Annotated in this window: 16 protein-coding genes and 1 other RNA gene; 2 read left to right on the top strand and 15 right to left on the bottom strand. The window is 48.5% G+C overall.

The window, feature by feature from the left end; genetic code table 11:
- The 10 genes from CCY32_RS14195 to CCY32_RS14150 all read right to left on the bottom strand — a co-directional run.
- The coding region (locus tag CCY32_RS14195) for a hypothetical protein (RefSeq protein ID WP_088331802.1) at positions 1-315 on the bottom strand (315 nt) is incomplete at its 3' end.
- A gap of 196 nt (positions 316-511) precedes the next feature.
- Positions 512-1783 (bottom strand): tetratricopeptide repeat protein, encoded by a 1272-nt coding sequence (locus CCY32_RS14190; RefSeq protein WP_088331800.1) that lies wholly within the window; start codon positions 1781-1783, stop codon positions 512-514.
- Positions 1783-2394, bottom strand: a complete 612-nt coding sequence (locus tag CCY32_RS14185; RefSeq protein ID WP_088331798.1) for an energy transducer TonB — start codon at positions 2392-2394, stop codon at positions 1783-1785. Before CCY32_RS14185 ends, CCY32_RS14190 begins: the two co-directional genes overlap by 1 nt.
- 1 nt (position 2395) lies before the next feature.
- Positions 2396-2797 carry a biopolymer transporter ExbD gene (locus tag CCY32_RS14180; protein WP_088331796.1) on the bottom strand — a complete coding sequence of 134 codons (402 nt, stop codon included), beginning with the start codon at positions 2795-2797 and terminating at the stop codon, positions 2396-2398.
- A 12-nt stretch (positions 2798-2809) separates the two neighbouring features.
- Entirely contained in the window at positions 2810-3334 is a 525-nt protein-coding gene (locus CCY32_RS14175; protein ID WP_088331794.1) for a MotA/TolQ/ExbB proton channel family protein, read from the bottom strand.
- Position 3335: 1 nt separating this feature from the next.
- Entirely contained in the window at positions 3336-4688 is a 1353-nt protein-coding gene (locus CCY32_RS14170) for a MotA/TolQ/ExbB proton channel family protein (RefSeq protein ID WP_088331792.1), read from the bottom strand.
- 6 nt (positions 4689-4694) lie between these two features.
- Positions 4695-5459, bottom strand: a complete 765-nt coding sequence (locus tag CCY32_RS14165; RefSeq protein WP_088331826.1) for a DUF3450 domain-containing protein — start codon at positions 5457-5459, stop codon at positions 4695-4697.
- A gap of 334 nt (positions 5460-5793) precedes the next feature.
- A complete protein-coding gene (locus tag CCY32_RS14160; RefSeq protein WP_141096237.1) occupies positions 5794-7467 on the bottom strand; it encodes a sulfotransferase in 1674 nt (557 codons plus the stop codon).
- 121 nt (positions 7468-7588) lie between these two features.
- Positions 7589-10465 (bottom strand): TonB-dependent receptor, encoded by a 2877-nt coding sequence (locus CCY32_RS14155; RefSeq protein ID WP_088331788.1) that lies wholly within the window; start codon positions 10463-10465, stop codon positions 7589-7591.
- 361 nt (positions 10466-10826) lie between these two features.
- On the bottom strand, positions 10827-11921 hold the full coding sequence (locus CCY32_RS14150; RefSeq protein WP_088331786.1) for a tryptophan 2,3-dioxygenase family protein: 1095 nt from the start codon (positions 11919-11921) through the stop codon (positions 10827-10829).
- A 154-nt stretch (positions 11922-12075) separates the two neighbouring features.
- On the opposite strand from CCY32_RS14150, the gene CCY32_RS14145 reads away from it, so the two are divergent.
- Positions 12076-12351 carry a late competence development ComFB family protein gene (locus tag CCY32_RS14145; RefSeq protein WP_088331784.1) on the top strand — a complete coding sequence of 92 codons (276 nt, stop codon included), beginning with the start codon at positions 12076-12078 and terminating at the stop codon, positions 12349-12351.
- A 15-nt stretch (positions 12352-12366) separates the two neighbouring features.
- Here CCY32_RS14145 and ffs read toward each other — a convergent pair.
- An RNA gene (ffs, locus tag CCY32_RS14140) (signal recognition particle sRNA small type) lies at positions 12367-12463 on the bottom strand.
- An 88-nt stretch (positions 12464-12551) separates the two neighbouring features.
- Positions 12552-13607, bottom strand: a complete 1056-nt coding sequence (locus tag CCY32_RS14135; protein WP_088331782.1) for a Glu/Leu/Phe/Val dehydrogenase dimerization domain-containing protein — start codon at positions 13605-13607, stop codon at positions 12552-12554.
- Positions 13608-13824: 217 nt separating this feature from the next.
- On the opposite strand from CCY32_RS14135, the gene CCY32_RS14130 reads away from it, so the two are divergent.
- On the top strand, positions 13825-14292 hold the full coding sequence (locus CCY32_RS14130) for an Lrp/AsnC family transcriptional regulator (RefSeq protein ID WP_088331824.1): 468 nt from the start codon (positions 13825-13827) through the stop codon (positions 14290-14292).
- 60 nt (positions 14293-14352) lie between these two features.
- Here the strand turns inward: CCY32_RS14130 and maiA are convergent, their stop codons facing one another.
- Genes maiA through CCY32_RS17470 form a run of 3 tightly spaced genes read right to left on the bottom strand, consistent with a single transcriptional unit; the run spans position 14353 to position 16151 of the window.
- Positions 14353-15006 carry a maleylacetoacetate isomerase gene (gene maiA / locus CCY32_RS14125; protein ID WP_088331780.1) on the bottom strand — a complete coding sequence of 218 codons (654 nt, stop codon included), beginning with the start codon at positions 15004-15006 and terminating at the stop codon, positions 14353-14355.
- A complete protein-coding gene (locus CCY32_RS14120) occupies positions 15003-16019 on the bottom strand; it encodes a fumarylacetoacetate hydrolase family protein (protein WP_088331778.1) in 1017 nt (338 codons plus the stop codon). The genes maiA and CCY32_RS14120 overlap by 4 nt, the downstream gene beginning before the upstream one ends.
- A gap of 3 nt (positions 16020-16022) precedes the next feature.
- The gene (locus tag CCY32_RS17470) at positions 16023-16151 is read right to left on the bottom strand and encodes a hypothetical protein (RefSeq protein ID WP_281492516.1); all 129 of its coding nucleotides are present in this window, start codon (positions 16149-16151) and stop codon (positions 16023-16025) included.
- Between the last annotated feature and the right edge of the window lie 149 nt (positions 16152-16300).

Raw genomic sequence — 16300 nt, 5'->3', positions numbered from 1 at the left:
ACCGCCACATTTACCTTCGCCGCACTTGCCTTCTTTGTGGGCTTTGTCGCCGCCACATTTACCTTCGCCGCACTTGCCTTCTTTGTGGGCTTTGTCGCCGCCACATTTACCTTCGCCGCACTTGCCTTCTTTCTTAGCTTTGTCGCCGCCACATTTACCTTCACCGCATTTGCCTTCGGCAAACTGCATATATCCAGACTCTAACGTCTGCATACCAAAATTACCGGCTTCTGATGCCACTGCTACATGACTCAAAGAGCCAATCACTACTGCACCCAGTGCGGTGGCTATACCTGTTTTTTTAATCTGTTTCATATCAATCATCCTGTTGTTGTACCGTTATTTATAGGCCTGTAGGCACTATCAATAGCATAGACCACAGCGGTATAAAATTTATTTCATTAAACGCTAAATTTAGTAGGTTGAGCCACGTCTTTAAACCAGTGAGTACTAGGGTGAATTACCAGATGCCCTGTGCAACAGGCAAAAAAAAAGCCCCGAAGGGCTTTTTTTATATACTGATACCGCGATTCTTCGCTTTTTCCTTAATATAAGGTTCCCAGCTTCTCGCACTGCGTGCGGTATTCTTATCTTTCTTGGCGAGCTGCACATAGTCATGTGCCTGCTTAAACTTACCCTGATAAAAATACGCTTCCATTATGGCCATATACAATCTGCCTGACTCACTCTCTGGCGTGAGTTCAACGGCTTTTTGTAATGCCTTAATGGCATCGCTGTAGTCTTCGGCGGCTAACAACAGGCTACCTTGTCTGCGGAAATGATCGGGGTCGTTGCTTAACGCCGCTGCCTGACCATAGTAATTTGCCGCTTTCTTAAGTTCTTTAGCCTGATGCCAGACATTCGCAATACCTGCCAATCGCTTAGCATCCCGCTCAAACAAGCCTTCATTCAGGTATTTTTCCTGAAGCTTGGCCGACTTATACGGGATCTCATTGGTCGCATAAAGCTGTGCCAAAGCGTTGATTTCGGACTTCTTCTTCAGGTATCCCTGATTAAGCGCCATCTCAAACGTGGACAAAGCTTTCTTATAATCTTCTACCAACATGTAGAAGAAGCCCAGTTGTGTCCACCACTGAGGTGTATCAGGAAAAAGCCTCACCAGCTCTTCCGCCACTTCAATGGTCTGTGGATACATCTTACGCTCGTAGAATGACGTCATCTTCAGTACGTAAGGATTTTTATTGGGCTTTTCATACAAGGCAATTGCCCTGTTCGCTGGCTCAATAATCTTATCCAGTTGCTTCAGCTCATAATAAGCCTGTGCCATACGCACATAAACATCCGGATTTTCCTTACAGGTGAAGTCCTGCCACTTCTTGTACCATTCAACCGCAGTCGCATAGTTTTGCTCCTGCAAATTCAGGTCAGCAACCAGTTTCAACGTGCTTGCATGCTCAGTATCGTTAAGCAGCTTCTTCCTGGCAGCGCCCTCAAGATAAGTCAAAGCACGCTTTGCCTCACCTTCTTTAGCTGCTAACAAGTTACCGATAAAACGATCGGTATAAGCGCGATCAAACTCATCTGATGTATCGATGTCCATCAGTATCGAGATAGCTTCATTGACCAGATCGTTACTGTATGCCTCGAATGCATCCTGAATCTTACGGCCTACACGCTGACTGGGTACTTTAGAAGACGGCTGTTTGTAATCAGGACAAACTACCGCGGGTGTACCTTGAGCCAGAGCCCCGGAAGAATAGGCGCCGAGAGCCAATACGGTTGCTGCAAGTACCTTAGTGATTGGATTTTTCGCTGTTCTCATTACGATTGCTCCAATTTAAAGTCCAGCTGAACCTTCATGTTAAACTGCTTCACTGGTTTACCATCCACAATCTGTGGCTTGTACTTCCAGCGACTCAGCGCACGTCGGGCTTCTCTGTCAAAAATCCGCTTGGGCTCAGCGTCAATAACCTGAATGTCTTCGACACCACCGACTTCGTTGATAGTGAAAGACAACCTTACCCAACCTTCCTTGCCATCTCTGGCAGCTTCAATGGGGTATTTAGGTTCGATCCTGACAATAGGTGTCGCTTCTCCGTCACGCATCAATGACCCTGGGTCACCGATGTCAACAGAAGCCCCGCCTACATCCACGCCGGGCATGTTAAACGACATGTCAGCGTCTGGCTCAGCCGAATCTGGTTCCTGAGGCTCCATTTTCGGTGGCTGCTGTGGTGGTGGCGGTGGTGGCGGCGGTACCCTTGAACGGGTTTGCGTTGACGAATCAGGCTCATTCATAACAATATCGATAACAGGTGCCGGTGGCGCCTCTTCGACTGGTCTGGATGAGTTTTCGATAAGTTTGGCCATCAACACAAACAAGGCAAAGGTAATGGCCGCACCTACTAGTATAGAAACTATTAGACGAAGCATATTAATTATCCTTTGCTGCTATCGATATCCTATCAATGCCAGCGGCTTTGATCTGATCCATTACTTCTACAACCACTCCGTGCTCCGATTCCAGATCGGCCTGAACAATAACTACATCTGTAGGTTGCTCTGCCAACAATCTTTCAAGATTTGCACGGACCCGTTCAACATCAACCTGACGCTTATCCATCCACACGTCGCCACCTTCACTGATGGCGATAAAGATATTGGCAGCCTTTTGTTTGGTTGCCTGATCAGACTGAGGTTTATTTACTTCTATACCCGCCTCTTTCACAAAAGAGGTCGTGACGATGAAGAAGATTAGCATGATAAACACGATGTCGAGCATCGGTGTCATATCAATGGTCGCCTCTTCTTCTTCGGTACGTTGTTTACGAGCCATATAATTCTCTCTTTAATGATGAGGCAAGCTGTCGACCAGTCTCTCTTTTGAAATCTTCACTTTGGCTTCCAGACGGGAGCTAAAAAAGACACCAGAAAGAGCAGCTACCATACCGGCCATTGTTGGAATGGTCGCCATGGAGATACCGCCGGCCATCAGACGGGGATTCCCCGTACCCTGCACAGCCATAACTTCAAACACTGAAATCATGCCCGTTACGGTCCCCAACAATCCAATCAGAGGACACATGGCCACTAAGGTTTTGATCAACAACATCCTCTCACTGAGTTTGTCTGATGCTTGTGAAATCCATGCTTCACGGATCCTATGCGCATACCAGGATGTTGTGTCCTTACGACTTTCCCAGTCATTGATGATTTGCTTCATCATTTTGGGAAAGACCGAGGACACAAACCAATAGCGCTCAATCATCAATAACCACATGAGGAAGAGCGCGGCAGCAACGATATACAGCACGTCACCGCCGGTAGCGATAAAATCCCTGACAGATTCCCAGAGTTCTATCAGGTATAACATATTAAGCTTTCTCCGCCTCAGCGTGGGCAGCTACGATACCTGCCGCTTGCTCGTCAAGAATGTGCATGATGGACTTACTGCGACCAGCCACGATGCTGTGCAACAGAATCAGTGGTAATGCAGCAATAATACCTTGAGCAGTCGTCACCAATGCCATTGAGATACTGCCTGCCATGATCTTCGGATCACCGGTACCGAACAGCGTAATTTGCTGGAAGGTGGCAATCATACCGATAACGGTACCAAGCAGACCCAACAGTGGCGCAATCGCAGCCAGGATCTTAATAATGTTTACGCCAGACTCGATCTTAGGCAGCTCACGCAAAATCGCCTCGTCCAGTTTCAGCTCCAGATTCTCAGCGTCGGCACCTTTGTTTTCATTGTATACCTGAAGGATACGACCTAAAGGATTCGATGAAGAAGGATTACCGGTGTTATTCAGCTGTGAACGAATCTTGCCGCTCATCACTGTCAGAGTGATGATCTTGTAAAGAGCAATCAACAGACCCAAAATGAACAGGCCAGTGATGACATAACCAGGCAGGCCACCAGCGTGATAACGCTCAGACAGAGTCGCCTTAGCTGTCAACAATCCGAGGATCGCGCCCTGAGAGGGATCAACATAGAAAGGTGCGATACCCGAAGTGGAACTTCTGAAGTCTGAAGCAGCATTTACCATGTAGCTATCGGGCTGACGACCCAGCGGCTGAACTTGTGCATTTTCAGAGTTATAAAGTAAGTATCCGCCTTCACCGATGAGGTTGAACGTGCCTACGCGAACCACTTCCTGACGGCTAGAACCACCATCCAGGCTGACCACATCTGTTTCAAAACGAGATACTTTTCCGGATTCGGTCATTTCAGTCTGCAGTGCAAACCACAGTTCTTCCAGTTCTTCGATGTTAGGAAGACCTTTAGATTCTGAAGACATTTCTTCCAAAAATGCAGCACGGCCAGGGTACTCAGCACTCACAATAGAGGTAGAGATACGACCATAGGCTTCACCAGAGGCCTGACGAACCACACCGAACATTTCACCCAGTGTACCGGTCGCTGTGTCAAGTTCCTGCTCTTTTTCTGCCAGACGCACTTCGTTGTCAGCATACTGTTTAGTCAGGCGGTCACCGCGATCCTGTTCGGCTTTCAGCTCAGCCTGAGCTTTGCGCAACAAGGCCTGCTTGTCAGCACGGGCAGAGTTAAACTCCGCTTCACGCTGTGCATTGATACGCGCTTCAGATACACGGTTTTTCTTTACTTCTTCCAGTAGCTGGTCCAAAGAGGTCGCAGCCTGAACTGGTGCAATGCTTACAGCCATCGCAGCTGTAAGTAGGACAGATTTGAATATGGTTTTCATTCTGAATTACTCCGCAGCTTTGATTGGCAGTTTGATCATGTCGGTGGGCACCAGTTTACGGGCCATACGCACCGCTTTAACCACTGAGCTCAGGTATTCATCACCCAGTTGCTCCCAACTACGACTCTCGTTGTTCCATACCCAGGCATTCTTTTGATCCAAAGACAGTGCCAGTAAGGCCGTGCGTCCAAGGTTAAAGAAGTCAGCTGCGATGGTTTGACCATTATGCTCCAACTGGCCCTGATAAGCGCGAATACGAGAACCATACTCATTCTCAATCTGATAGGCTTCCAGCACCTGACGGAACTGCTCAGAGGTAGTAACGTTAGATTTACCCATCAATTCACGTAAATGGGCAACACGGTCCATACGCTCCTGATAGTTAATCGGAACATCAAGCTCTATAAACTGTTCCAGCGAGTCAATCATGCGATACATCAGCGGTACCACACCACGCTTAACGCCTTCGATGCCGTCGATCTGACGCTGCAAAGAAGCAATACCCGCTTCCTGGTCTGCAACAAGACGAGCCAAGTGGTCGTTGTAAACCTTCAGGTTCTCAGTTTCGTCAACAACAGCGCGGTACTCAGCCAGAAGTTCCTGAGTTTGTTCATAGATGCTGTTAATTTTCTTTTGGGATTGCGCTGCAGCCACGTGGATTTTTGCTTCTTCTTTATGCAAATCGTTAAGTGGGTCTGCAGAGACAACTTGGCTGCCACCAAGCGCAAACGCGCCGATAACGGCAGAAGCAATCAGATTTCTCTTGCTCATTTTGGACATAGTTCCCAACCAATTTTTTTATCTTGAATCCTCACCCTAGGCCTGGTCTAGCCTTTGTGAGGGGCGTTAAAAACGGTTCTGCTTTTGGTAAGAAGCCTTTTGGCGCGTAGCTACCGAAAGGCTCGAACCTCGAATGTTCACACGGAACAGACAAAATTGTCAAGGTCAGCCAGCGGCTCATTTACAATTCGTTAATGTCCGTCATGAAAAGCCGAAGGGCGTTTTATAAAAAGTGCGTGGCGGATTTGTGGCGTGCCAGAGTATTATGGCAAGAATAGGCAACAACCGCATAAAGCATGTCAACTGCTTTATTCACCGCCTGCCCTTAAGTATATGTTATTCGGCGCAGAGTGATTTCTTTTTCAAGGCTGTTTGCGACATCGCGAAAAGGCTCAGCATAATGGCGCCATCTTTCAAGAGCATCACGGTACAGGGGTTGTCGTACTTGCCAGACACTGGCGGTTTTCACGACAGAACTGGAACGATTAAATTCAAGACATTGTGACGCCCAGGGGAGCTGACAAAAATCGAGCATACGCCTGATGGTGGACTCCGGCTCGGTCACCAGTTGCTGGTAGTCAATACACAGGATATTTTCCGGTAACAGGGTCTGCCAGTGCCGCAGTAACGCTTTGTATTGCGTATAATAGTGCGCAATATCAGATAGATCCGCGCTGTAGGGCAATTCATTCCCCAAATGCTGAAAGTAGATGGATAAACAAATATCCAGCGGGTGACGGTCGGTGCAAATAATTCTGGCATTGGGGAAGGCCGCGGCAATAAAGCCCAGATACCAAAAATTATCGGGTCGCTTGTCTGTGACAACAGCGGCATCAGGAAAGAGTGTCGATATTTTGCTCAGATAACGCTGGCTTAAGGCCTGAGTATCTATACTTGCATCCAGATACCCCTTTTTATTTGCAGATAACTCTTCAACAGTCTGTTTTAACACATTCAGCTCGCCGCCGGTGGTTACCTGGGGGTGGGCGCTGAGTATTTGCTCAGTCAAGGTGGAGCCGGAGCGAAACATACCACAAATAAACACAGGTGCATGTGTACTGGATGTTCGGTTTTGTCCAAGCCACTGGGCATCCAGGGTATGACAAATTTCCGCAACATCAGCCTCTGTTTGTCTTCTGTTGTAGGCAGGTAAACGTTTCTTGCACAGCTCGTTTGCCTGCCTGAAAAAGGTAAACGCCTGTGTGTAATCTTTCAGATCATCATGGCCTTTTCCGAGGGCAAAATAGCCAGCTTCTGATTCGAGCTGACTCAGACCTGAGACGCTCTGCAACGCATTTTCCAGTTTTTTCAATAAAGAATGTTGCTCTGAAGTGACCTTGTCACACTGAATAAGACGGGCCATTACCTCAATATTATTCGGCTGCAGGCTGAGTATCTTGTTATAAAGCAATGTGGCGGCGCACTTGTCGCCAAGCTCTTCATTCAGTGTGGCCAGATTAAAAAGCGCCGGTATAAAGGCAGGGTTGATTTGCAGTGCTTGCTCGAGGCTTTTTTTTGCCTGCTGCTCACGACGCTGCTCAGAATACATTACGGCAAGGTTAGTATGCACCTCTTCCGGTTGCTCTATGTTGAGTGTCAGTGCACGTTGATAGGCCTTTTCAGCCTCCTCAACATGCCCCGTTTTTTTATATATAATCGCGGCATTAAACCAGGCATTGGGATTATCGGGATTGTTTTTAAGAAAGAGCTGAAAAACGCGCACCGCGTCTTCTGACTGATGCCCTTTAATGAAAAGCTCACTCAGCTGCTGAACGTAATCCAGACGATAAGGGTAAAGCCGCAACAAGGACTGTAACGGTTCCTGCGCATCAGCATCACGGCCCATTGCCATATAGATTTGAGTCAATAGCTCCAAAAGCGTCTGTCGCGATTCGCCGTTCGCCTGCCCCATATGTTGCAAACATAATTCACAAGCCGCCTCTGGCTTGCCCTGACGACATAAATTAACGACCTGAGTTATTGCTGTTTCTACCGACACTGATACCACCTTGGCAACTTTACGCACTGCATCTTACCAACCACGAGCGCAACTGCAATTTTCTCAAGGCAAAAAAAAGCGGCCTCAATGAGGCCGCTTAATCTTGATCACACTTTAGTGCTTAGTAAGTCAGGCTTACACCTGCAAACACATAGCGTCCCAGAGCGTCATAGGCGCCAGGGAAGGTGTTACCGTTACCGGAACCTGCTGGTGCATTAGGCATCAGAGGTGGTTCTTTATCCAGAACGTTGTTAACACCCAGTCTCAGAGAAACATTCTCATGGGCCTGCCAGGTAGCTGCCAGATCCAGATAGTTCTGAGCCTTGAACTTAGTTGGGTTCGCAGGAGAGCCGAACTCTTCTGCTTCACCCATATAACGCCAGGTTGCGGTTACAGTAGCATCCCAAGGTGTTGTCCAGCTAGCGCGCAGGTTGTGACGCCATTCAGGTGATGGTGAACCACACACGTTACGATCCCAGTAGCCGGCACATTCATCAATAGGTGCGCCAGGCAGAGGCTGGTTGGTCAACTCTTCTAACCAGGTACCTACCAAACCGATTGACATGCCACCCATGTCGCCAATATCAAAATCATAAGTCGCTTCGATGTCTACACCAGAGGTAGCCAGGAAGCCGATATTGATATCAGTCGATGTAACGTTAGCTTGTCCGACCCACAGGTTACCGTTAGGACCACGGTTAATCAGGTCACAGAACTTAGCATCTCCGGTCGTTCCGCAAAGATTAAGAATAGTCTCTGATGGAATGCTGCTGATGGCCTCTTCCACTTCAATGTTGAAGTAGTCGATGTTCATGTTAAAGCCAGGCAAGGCGCTGGGCGACAAGGCCACACCGAAGGAGTAAGTGTCAGACACTTCCGGGCTCAGATCCGGGTTACCACCGGTGATCTCATTATACTGACCAGCAGGGCTTTCCAGAGCCAGAGTCTGATACTGGTCTGCTGTCAGGCCTGTATTCAGACACTGTTCCAGTGTCAGGTTACCGCCAACTCCACAAGGGTCAATCAGCATGTTAAACAGACCGATGCTTTGTGGACGGAACAAGTCACGAACGTTACCGGCACGTACCGCACGCTGATAGCTGGCACGGAAACGGATGTCTTCGTTAATACCCCAGTCGATAGCATACTTGTAGGTATTGGTGGTCTGATCGGTAGAGTAGTCAGAGTGACGGAAGGCCAGCTCTAAGGTCAGTTCCTCAGCGAATTCTTTGGCTTCCAGTAATGGAATATCCAGCTCACCGAAGACTTCAGTCACACTGTAAGAACCTTCTACACCAGCGGTAGGACCGCCCTGACCGGCACCGTCACCTGAAGTGAAACCAAAATCAGGCTCAAGCAACAGGGCTTCACGGCGGTATTCACCACCCAGTACCACACCAACACCGGTAGAGGTACCTGGCACCATCACACCGGCTTCAGTCAAGTCACCAGTAACATAACCACTGACCTGAGTCGTAGCGGTATCGCCACGGGCATACAGAGGTTTAATCAGGTAATCCAATGCCGCTTGCGTTACACCGCCAGTTTCAAAGATATTCCAAGGCACACAGTTAGGATCGCTGCCATCAACCACTGAACGACAAACCGGGTTACCGTTATCATCTTCAACAACGTCCAGAGCACGGCCGATGTTGGTGATAGACAGTTCGTTACGGTAGGTCTGTACGTAGGCAACTGTTCCGTGGTTAGCGAACAGGTCATAAGACCAGTTATCGTCGATAATACCGCGCACACCCAGTACCGCTTTCATTGAGGTGTGACGCAGGTCATCCTGACGAGGACCACCTTCTACGTTACGACGACCAATGTAAGTGCCTTCACTGAAATCATCTTTGGTCAGACCGCGGTCATCACACAGCAAACCAAACTGCTGGTCAGACAGGAAAGGGTTTCCACAGAAGATTCTATCAGTTACGAAGAATGCACCAGAAGGAGCAATCTGCGCCACACTGCGGTTATCCATGTAGCTGATTTCTGCATAGACTTCAGCGTGCTCGTTGATTTCATATTTACCCAACGCACCCAGTGTCTTACGCTCATCAGGACGTTGATAGTAGTTCAGAGGACCATAGTTGTACAAAGAGGTTCTGGGTACAAACTGATCACCTTCAACCTGATAGTCAAAGGTTGCGAAATCCGTAATACGGCCTTCAGGAATAGTACCTGAACCACCACAAACGAAGTTATCTACTGTGCCAAACAAAGCACAAGAGCTGTAGTCACGTTCAGACAGTTTGAGGGCTTCGATATCACGGAACGTACCGTACATGGTAACGTTACCACGACCATCTGCGGTATTTGCACCCACCATGAACGAGAAGTCATTAGAATGACCGTCACGAACATGGCTGGTAGGCAGATCATAGCCATCACCACGTACGATATCCTGAATGGTATCGTTATCGTTGTTGTGCTGATAGAAGCTGTGCTGATAATCGAAGTTAAAGCCTTCGAAGTCATCTTTAAGGATGAAGTTAACAACACCAGCGATAGCGTCAGAACCGTAAGTTGCAGAGGCACCACCGGTCAGCACTTCGATGCGCTCAATCAGTGACGCAGGGATCTGGTTAACGTCAGGTGCGATACCACCTGCACCTGGAGAACCAGATGGCAGACGACGACCATTTACCAGAACCAGCGTACGGGTTGTACCCAGGTTACGCAGGTCAAGTGTTGCCGTACCGGTTGCACCGTTTGCCAGGTTACCGGTCTGTGCAGCAAACAGGGCTGGCATGTCGTTGAGGATATCTTCCACACGGGTCATACCAGTGATGGCGATATCTGCAGCAGTAATTTCTGTAATGGGGCTGGCGCTAACCATGTTTACACGTTGGATACGTGAGCCCGTGATTGAGATTTTCTCTACTGATTCCGCACCTTCTTGCTGAGCCATCGCTACAGGTGTGAAGGCTGCAGTAGCAGCACCCAGAGTCAGTGCCGTACGCACTGCTCCAGCCAATCTGGATTTTGTATACATGTTTTGTCTCCCTGGACCACTAAAATGCTAGTGACACATTTTTTTAGTGATTATTGTTTACCGCTTTTGCGGCTTCTTATTTAAAGAGGTAGTGAACCTCTACGCTGATAATATACACAGGCCTGAGGCAGGGTCAATACAGATCAGAAAGTCTGTGGGGAACATTTCTAACAAATGGTTGTCCTGCCCGCGGCGATTGTAAAGTTATTGTTACTAGGTAAAACCCGCTGGTGTCGACAATAGCAGGCGTTTAGCGGCAAGGCCGTTGAAACTGCTCAGATTGTTTACATTGCCCCATCGGTAAACACCCGCCCTCACGCGGGTTGCCTCGGCTCTGCACCGCTAAATGATAAAACCTTCGTTATTCCTGGTGCAAAGCGAACCCAAGCTGCTTTTTGACCTGAGCCGGTAATTCAGGCAATGCTGATTTTGGCAACAAGAAGGTGGCCATGTTAAAAAAGTCCTGAAAAATACGGTTAGTTTCCGTCGTCCGTTTCAGATATTCATGACCAGAAGAGCCCCCCGTGCCAATTTTTCCGCCCAACATACGCTGTACCATCATGGCATGCCGATAGCGCCAGATGGTCAGCTTTTCATCTATCTCTGTCAGGCAGGTGATAAATTGATAGGGCAAGTTGAATAAAGGTTCTTCGCTATATTGGTTAATAAACAGGGCCGCCAGTAACGCCTTATGTGACAGTCTGAATTGCCCATCCGTCTGCCATTTAGCATATTTATCCTTGTCCCACAGTGCCGAGAAGGTCTCGCGGGTACTTTCGAGCTCTCTGAGTTCCTGCCTGCGCTCTGTTTCCGACAATGTCGGGTTATCCATGATGATTTGCTGGTCGCTTGCCAGCATGTGCTCCGTCGCGTCACGGTAAAGTTGCCAGAACTTAAATTCGCCAAATTCCAGCAGGGGTAAACGCTCCAGCCATGTCTGTGTCAATTCAAACAAGCTCGGTTTTTGCTCTAACTGCTCGAGAAAATCCCGGTCATCCTGATTCAGGCGGTTGTAAAATGACTGTTTGTCAAAGTCAATGCGGGTGCCACGCTTTAGCCCGAGGCTGATTTCCAGCATCTTAAACTGAATGCTCTGGAATCCCGATGCAGGAACCAGATAGTCACGAAAGGATAAAAATTGCTGGGGACTCATGGTCTCCATAATACTGATCTGATCGTTAAGCAATTCCTGAATACTGATAACCCGCTTGAGCCGGTGCACTACTGTCGTCAGCTGTTGGTCCTTTACCTGTTGCTCACAAAACACATCCATCACAGAAGACAGTTCATGGAGTATCTGCTTAAACCACAGTTCATAGGTCTGATGCACAATAATAAACAGCGTTTCTTCGTGCGCAGGCGGACCATACTTACTGCTTTGCAAAGCCTGAGCACCAAGCAGCTTATCAAGCTGCAGGTATTCACCGTAATAGACAGGTTGCTGATTTTTTTTCATATTATATTTCCCCTGAAGCATATTCGGGTGATTCTAACACTGGTTATGGTAACAGTTGCCAGTAGCGGGGTATTCTGTCTATCTTAGAGTTGTAGCGAATTTGTTACTGCTACCGAGTCCTTAAACGGGGCAAACTTTACATAAGGGTCAACACATGAAGCTGGACGACGATATCCATAATTATTATGAACATCTGGTTTTGGAAAAAATTGAGCAAATGGGCTTGGACAAAAGCGAAGATCAGGATTATCTGGCCGATCTCTGTTGCCTGACATTAAACCAGGTTCCGCCGAGATACATTCGATATGAGGTGGATATGGCCTTTTACGTTTCCCCTAATGAGCGGCATCAGATGGAAATGAACGTCGCTACTGCGTTGAATAAAGCCAAAGAGTTTCTGGATAAAAAGCGCAGCGATCACAACAGATAAAAATGTGGGTGGCGGTCCTGCCAGCCACATCCCGGCACATGAGTTCTTTACTGCGGCTGCTCCCTTCCAGGCCTGACCGGGTTCATAAAGTATCATTGCGGGAGGACCAACAGGACCACCATTGAAAGGCCCGAGAGGATTCCCTCTCAGGCGGCGCGCATTATGGCTGATGCCCGGACAGGATTCAAGCCGGTTTCGGCTCAGCCTTTCATTAAAAAGCGTTGTTCAGCAATTTTGTTGGCTTCGATATTGGTGGGAAGCCCTTGTTGCTCCGCTTTACGATAAATTTCGTTGAGTGTCTCACCAATCCCTTCAAGGTGCTCCCGCAGCGCCTGTGCTGAACTGCCCTGGCGTTGATGGTAGATATCGATGACACCACCGGCATTAATCACGTAATCGGGGGCATACAAAATGCCTTTATCCTTCAGTGCCTGACCGTGGCGCTCTTCTGCCAGCTGATTATTGGCCGCACCAGCGATAACCCGGGCCTTTATCTGATCAATGGTTTGGTCATTAATGGCCGAGCCAAGGGCACAGGGTGCAAACACATCCACATCTAAGGCAAAAATCTCATCCGGAGATACTACTGTTGCATTAAACTGCTGCTTCGCCTGCTCCAGGTTGTCAGGGTAGATATCAGTGACATAGAGCTTAGCCCCTGCATTATGCAGGTGCTCGGCCAACCGATACCCGACATGCCCCAGCCCCTGGATCGCCACTGACACACCGTTAAGATCAGTCTTCAGACCATAAGCCACCGAAGCTTTGAGCCCCATAAACACACCATAAGCGGTGGAGGGCGCAGGATTTCCATCGGCCGGACCACCGTCGTAGCGGTAGGCAGCCTGAGTTCCGGCAATATAATCACTGCGCTGAGACATGGTTTTCAGATCACTGACTGAAATGCCAGAGTCCTCAGCACTGATATACTTGCCTCCCAGACTCTGCACAAAATCCCCCATCGCCAGCATCATGTCTGCTGTTTTTTCTTTGCGTGGGTCACCAATAATGACGGACTTGCCACCACCGAGCTTCAAATTCGCCATGGCCGACTTATACGACATGCCTTTGGACAATCTCAGTACATCTGTTAATGCTTCTGAACTATTGGCATAGGGCCACATGCGACACCCACCCAAAGACGGACCCAGGTTAGTATTGTGCACTGCAATAATGGCTTTGAGACCACTTTTGACATCATGATAGAAAGCAACATGCTCGTGTTTGTCATAAGCCGCGTGATCAAAAACAGACATAGATATTCACCTGAAAGGTTGTGATAGCGATAATGTGGCGCACATGTTAGCGCATGGTTCAGAGGATATGTCTTGCTATGTTCGAATCCTGTTAACACTTGACGCAACTCCTGTAATCGAATCTGAACATTCCTAGGATAGACATCCTATTAAATTCCCTTGAAAAACAAACTTTTTTTCCGCATCCTTGGGCAACTTTATTATCTGTAAGCGTTTTATGAAACTAGATAAATTTGACAGGGAAATACTGCGGGTTTTACAAAAAGATGCCACGGTGTCTATGGCGGAATTAAGTCAACGGGTGGGCTTGTCGCATACGCCCTGTTGGCGCAGAGTCAAAAAGCTCGAAAGCGACGGCATTATTCGGCGCAAGGTTACCCTGCTGGATAACAAAAAGCTGAACCTCGGTGTCAGCGTTTTTATTTATGTCACCCTGAAAAATCATGACGAGGAGTCATTGAATAGCTTCGAGGCGTCAGTACAGGACATTCCCGAAGTGGTTGAATGCCACACCACCAGCGGCGAGAAAGACTATCTTCTGAAAGTCGTTGTTGAAAGCATTGAAGAGTATGAGCATCTGCTCAAAAGTAAATTGACTCATTTGCCCAGCGTCGACCATCTCAGCTCAACCTTTGCTCTCAAGCAGGTCAAGAACACCACCGAATTGCCCATAAAAAGCAGCTGAAAGTGATCAGTGCGCCGTTCCTGCCGGACTCTGGCGCCTGACCACTAACAGCTAATCGCGTTAACTGGCGTCGGGCTGATTCTCAGGCAGCGCCCGCTGGAATGCCTCTAGCTGGTTACAGTTAGTGGCAATACGCGAAATCAACGGATAATCGCCCATGTTGACCCCAAAGCGCTGTGCGTTGAAGACCTGGGGCACCAGACAAATATCAGCCAAAGAGAGGTCAAAACCAAAGCAATACTTACCGGCTGTGGTTTGCAAGCGCTCTTCTATGGCCCGAAAGCCCCGACCGATCCATTCACGACACCACTCGGGTTTCTGCTCGTCCGCTACCCCATGATGCTGTTCGAGGTACTGCAGGACTCGCAGATTCACCAGCGGTTGAATATCAGCAGCGATATCGTAGGCCAGGGCGCGCACTCTGGCACGTTGTAGCTTATGCTCAGGCAACAGCGCTATACCTGAATCATAACGCTCGTCCAGGTATTCGATAATGGCCAGCGACTGATTGAGAATAATGTCTTCGTCTTCATCCACCAGTGTAGGCACCAGTTCAGCAGGATTCAGTCGGCTATAGGGCGACTGATGCTGCTGACCGCCGTCTTTGACTAAATGCACCGGCACAATCTCATAATCCAGATCTTTGAGATTCATGGCGATGCGAACTCTGTAGCTGGCCGAGGAACGCCAGTATCCGTAAAGCTTCAAGCTCACGAGCGATACTCTTTTACTTGTTGATCAATAGCGCCAAAAATACTGTCGCCACTTTCATCCAGCATCTCAATACGAATACGATCCCCGAACTTCATAAAGCTGGTGCTGGGCCTACCATCACGAATGGTTTCAATCATTCTCACCTCAGCAATACAGGAGTAACCCACGCCACCTTCATCAATCGAGGTGCCATGGTCCGTGCCTTGCTTGTTGGATACTGTTCCCGAGCCAATAATACAGCCAGTCCCCAGGTTACGGGACTTCGCGGCATGGGCGATCAACTCACCAAAATTAAAGGTCATGTCCTCGCCAGCCTGAGGCTTACCAAAGGGCTTTTCATTGTATGTAGATAACAGAGGCAGATGCACTTTGAAATCTTGCCAGTAATCCCCCAGCTCATCGGGGGTCACCGCCACCGGAGAAAACGAAGACGACGGTTTTGACTGGAAGAAGCCGAAACCTTTGGCCAGCTCGCCGGGAATCAGACCCCGCAGAGAGACGTCATTCACCAGCATCAGCAAGCGCACGTGATTGCCCGCTTCCTGAGGCGACACGCCCATTGGAACATCGCCAGTAACCACGGCCACTTCACCTTCAAAATCAATGCCCCATTCATCACTGGGCATCAGAATATCTTCCATTGGTCCGAGAAAATCATCTGAGCCGCCCTGATACATCAGCGGATCGGTCCAGAAACTCTCTGGCATTTCCGCGCCTCTGGCCTTTCTGACCAGCTCAACATGGTTAACGTATGCGCTGCCATCAGCCCATTGATAAGCACGAGGCAGCGGCGATTCACATTCATTTGGATCAAAGGCAATGACATCATCCAATTGCCCGATACTCAGTGAGTGATAGGTCGCCTGCAGGTGCATTGAAACCGTATCCCAGTTGTCCAGTGCAGACTGCATGGTCGGTGCAATATGGGTGACGGCAACAGCAGTTTTCAGATCTTTGCTGACAACCACAAGTTGGCCGTCCCGGGTTCCGTTTTTTAATGTTGCTAATTTCATTGGCTATTCAGACTTCTTTATTCCAACTATGGATGTATCCAGAATCGACTCACGCTGTTCACCACTTTGGTGGCTATCAGCATCAATGCAACCTCGTCGGTTAAGGTGCACTTTCGACTGCAGCGGAGTCATATCACTCCCACCCGCCTATGAGTTAATTCTGTATCGATAACAGCGATGACGACGAGACCTGCCCTTAATCATAAAAAAGACCAGGCAAGATGTCGTCCCTACCCTTCGTTCCGTTTTAGTATTACAAATTCGTTGCAAAACACCTTGTT

Origin of the sequence: Lacimicrobium sp. SS2-24, from assembly GCF_002201535.1 — a bacterium.
Classification (GTDB): Bacteria; Pseudomonadota; Gammaproteobacteria; order Enterobacterales; family Alteromonadaceae; genus Lacimicrobium.
This window is presented reverse-complemented; position numbering and strand designations above follow the sequence as displayed.

What these genes read in the sequence shown, in the direction of transcription:
- CCY32_RS14190 (WP_088331800.1), bottom strand. Translation starts at nt 1,783, where the DNA reads ATGAGAACAGCGAAAAATCCAATCACTAAGGTACTTGCAGCAACCGTA.
- CCY32_RS14185 (WP_088331798.1), bottom strand. Translation starts at nt 2,394, where the DNA reads ATGCTTCGTCTAATAGTTTCTATACTAGTAGGTGCGGCCATTACCTTT.
- CCY32_RS14180 (WP_088331796.1), bottom strand. Translation starts at nt 2,797, where the DNA reads ATGGCTCGTAAACAACGTACCGAAGAAGAAGAGGCGACCATTGATATG.
- CCY32_RS14175 (WP_088331794.1), bottom strand. Translation starts at nt 3,334, where the DNA reads ATGTTATACCTGATAGAACTCTGGGAATCTGTCAGGGATTTTATCGCT.
- CCY32_RS14170 (WP_088331792.1), bottom strand. Translation starts at nt 4,688, where the DNA reads ATGAAAACCATATTCAAATCTGTCCTACTTACAGCTGCGATGGCTGTA.
- CCY32_RS14165 (WP_088331826.1), bottom strand. Translation starts at nt 5,459, where the DNA reads ATGAGCAAGAGAAATCTGATTGCTTCTGCCGTTATCGGCGCGTTTGCG.
- CCY32_RS14155 (WP_088331788.1), bottom strand. Translation starts at nt 10,465, where the DNA reads ATGTATACAAAATCCAGATTGGCTGGAGCAGTGCGTACGGCACTGACT.
- CCY32_RS14150 (WP_088331786.1), bottom strand. Translation starts at nt 11,921, where the DNA reads ATGAAAAAAAATCAGCAACCTGTCTATTACGGTGAATACCTGCAGCTT.
- CCY32_RS14145 (WP_088331784.1), top strand. Translation starts at nt 12,076, where the DNA reads ATGAAGCTGGACGACGATATCCATAATTATTATGAACATCTGGTTTTG.
- CCY32_RS14135 (WP_088331782.1), bottom strand. Translation starts at nt 13,607, where the DNA reads ATGTCTGTTTTTGATCACGCGGCTTATGACAAACACGAGCATGTTGCT.
- CCY32_RS14130 (WP_088331824.1), top strand. Translation starts at nt 13,825, where the DNA reads ATGAAACTAGATAAATTTGACAGGGAAATACTGCGGGTTTTACAAAAA.
- CCY32_RS14120 (WP_088331778.1), bottom strand. Translation starts at nt 16,019, where the DNA reads ATGAAATTAGCAACATTAAAAAACGGAACCCGGGACGGCCAACTTGTG.
- CCY32_RS17470 (WP_281492516.1), bottom strand. Translation starts at nt 16,151, where the DNA reads ATGACTCCGCTGCAGTCGAAAGTGCACCTTAACCGACGAGGTTGCATT.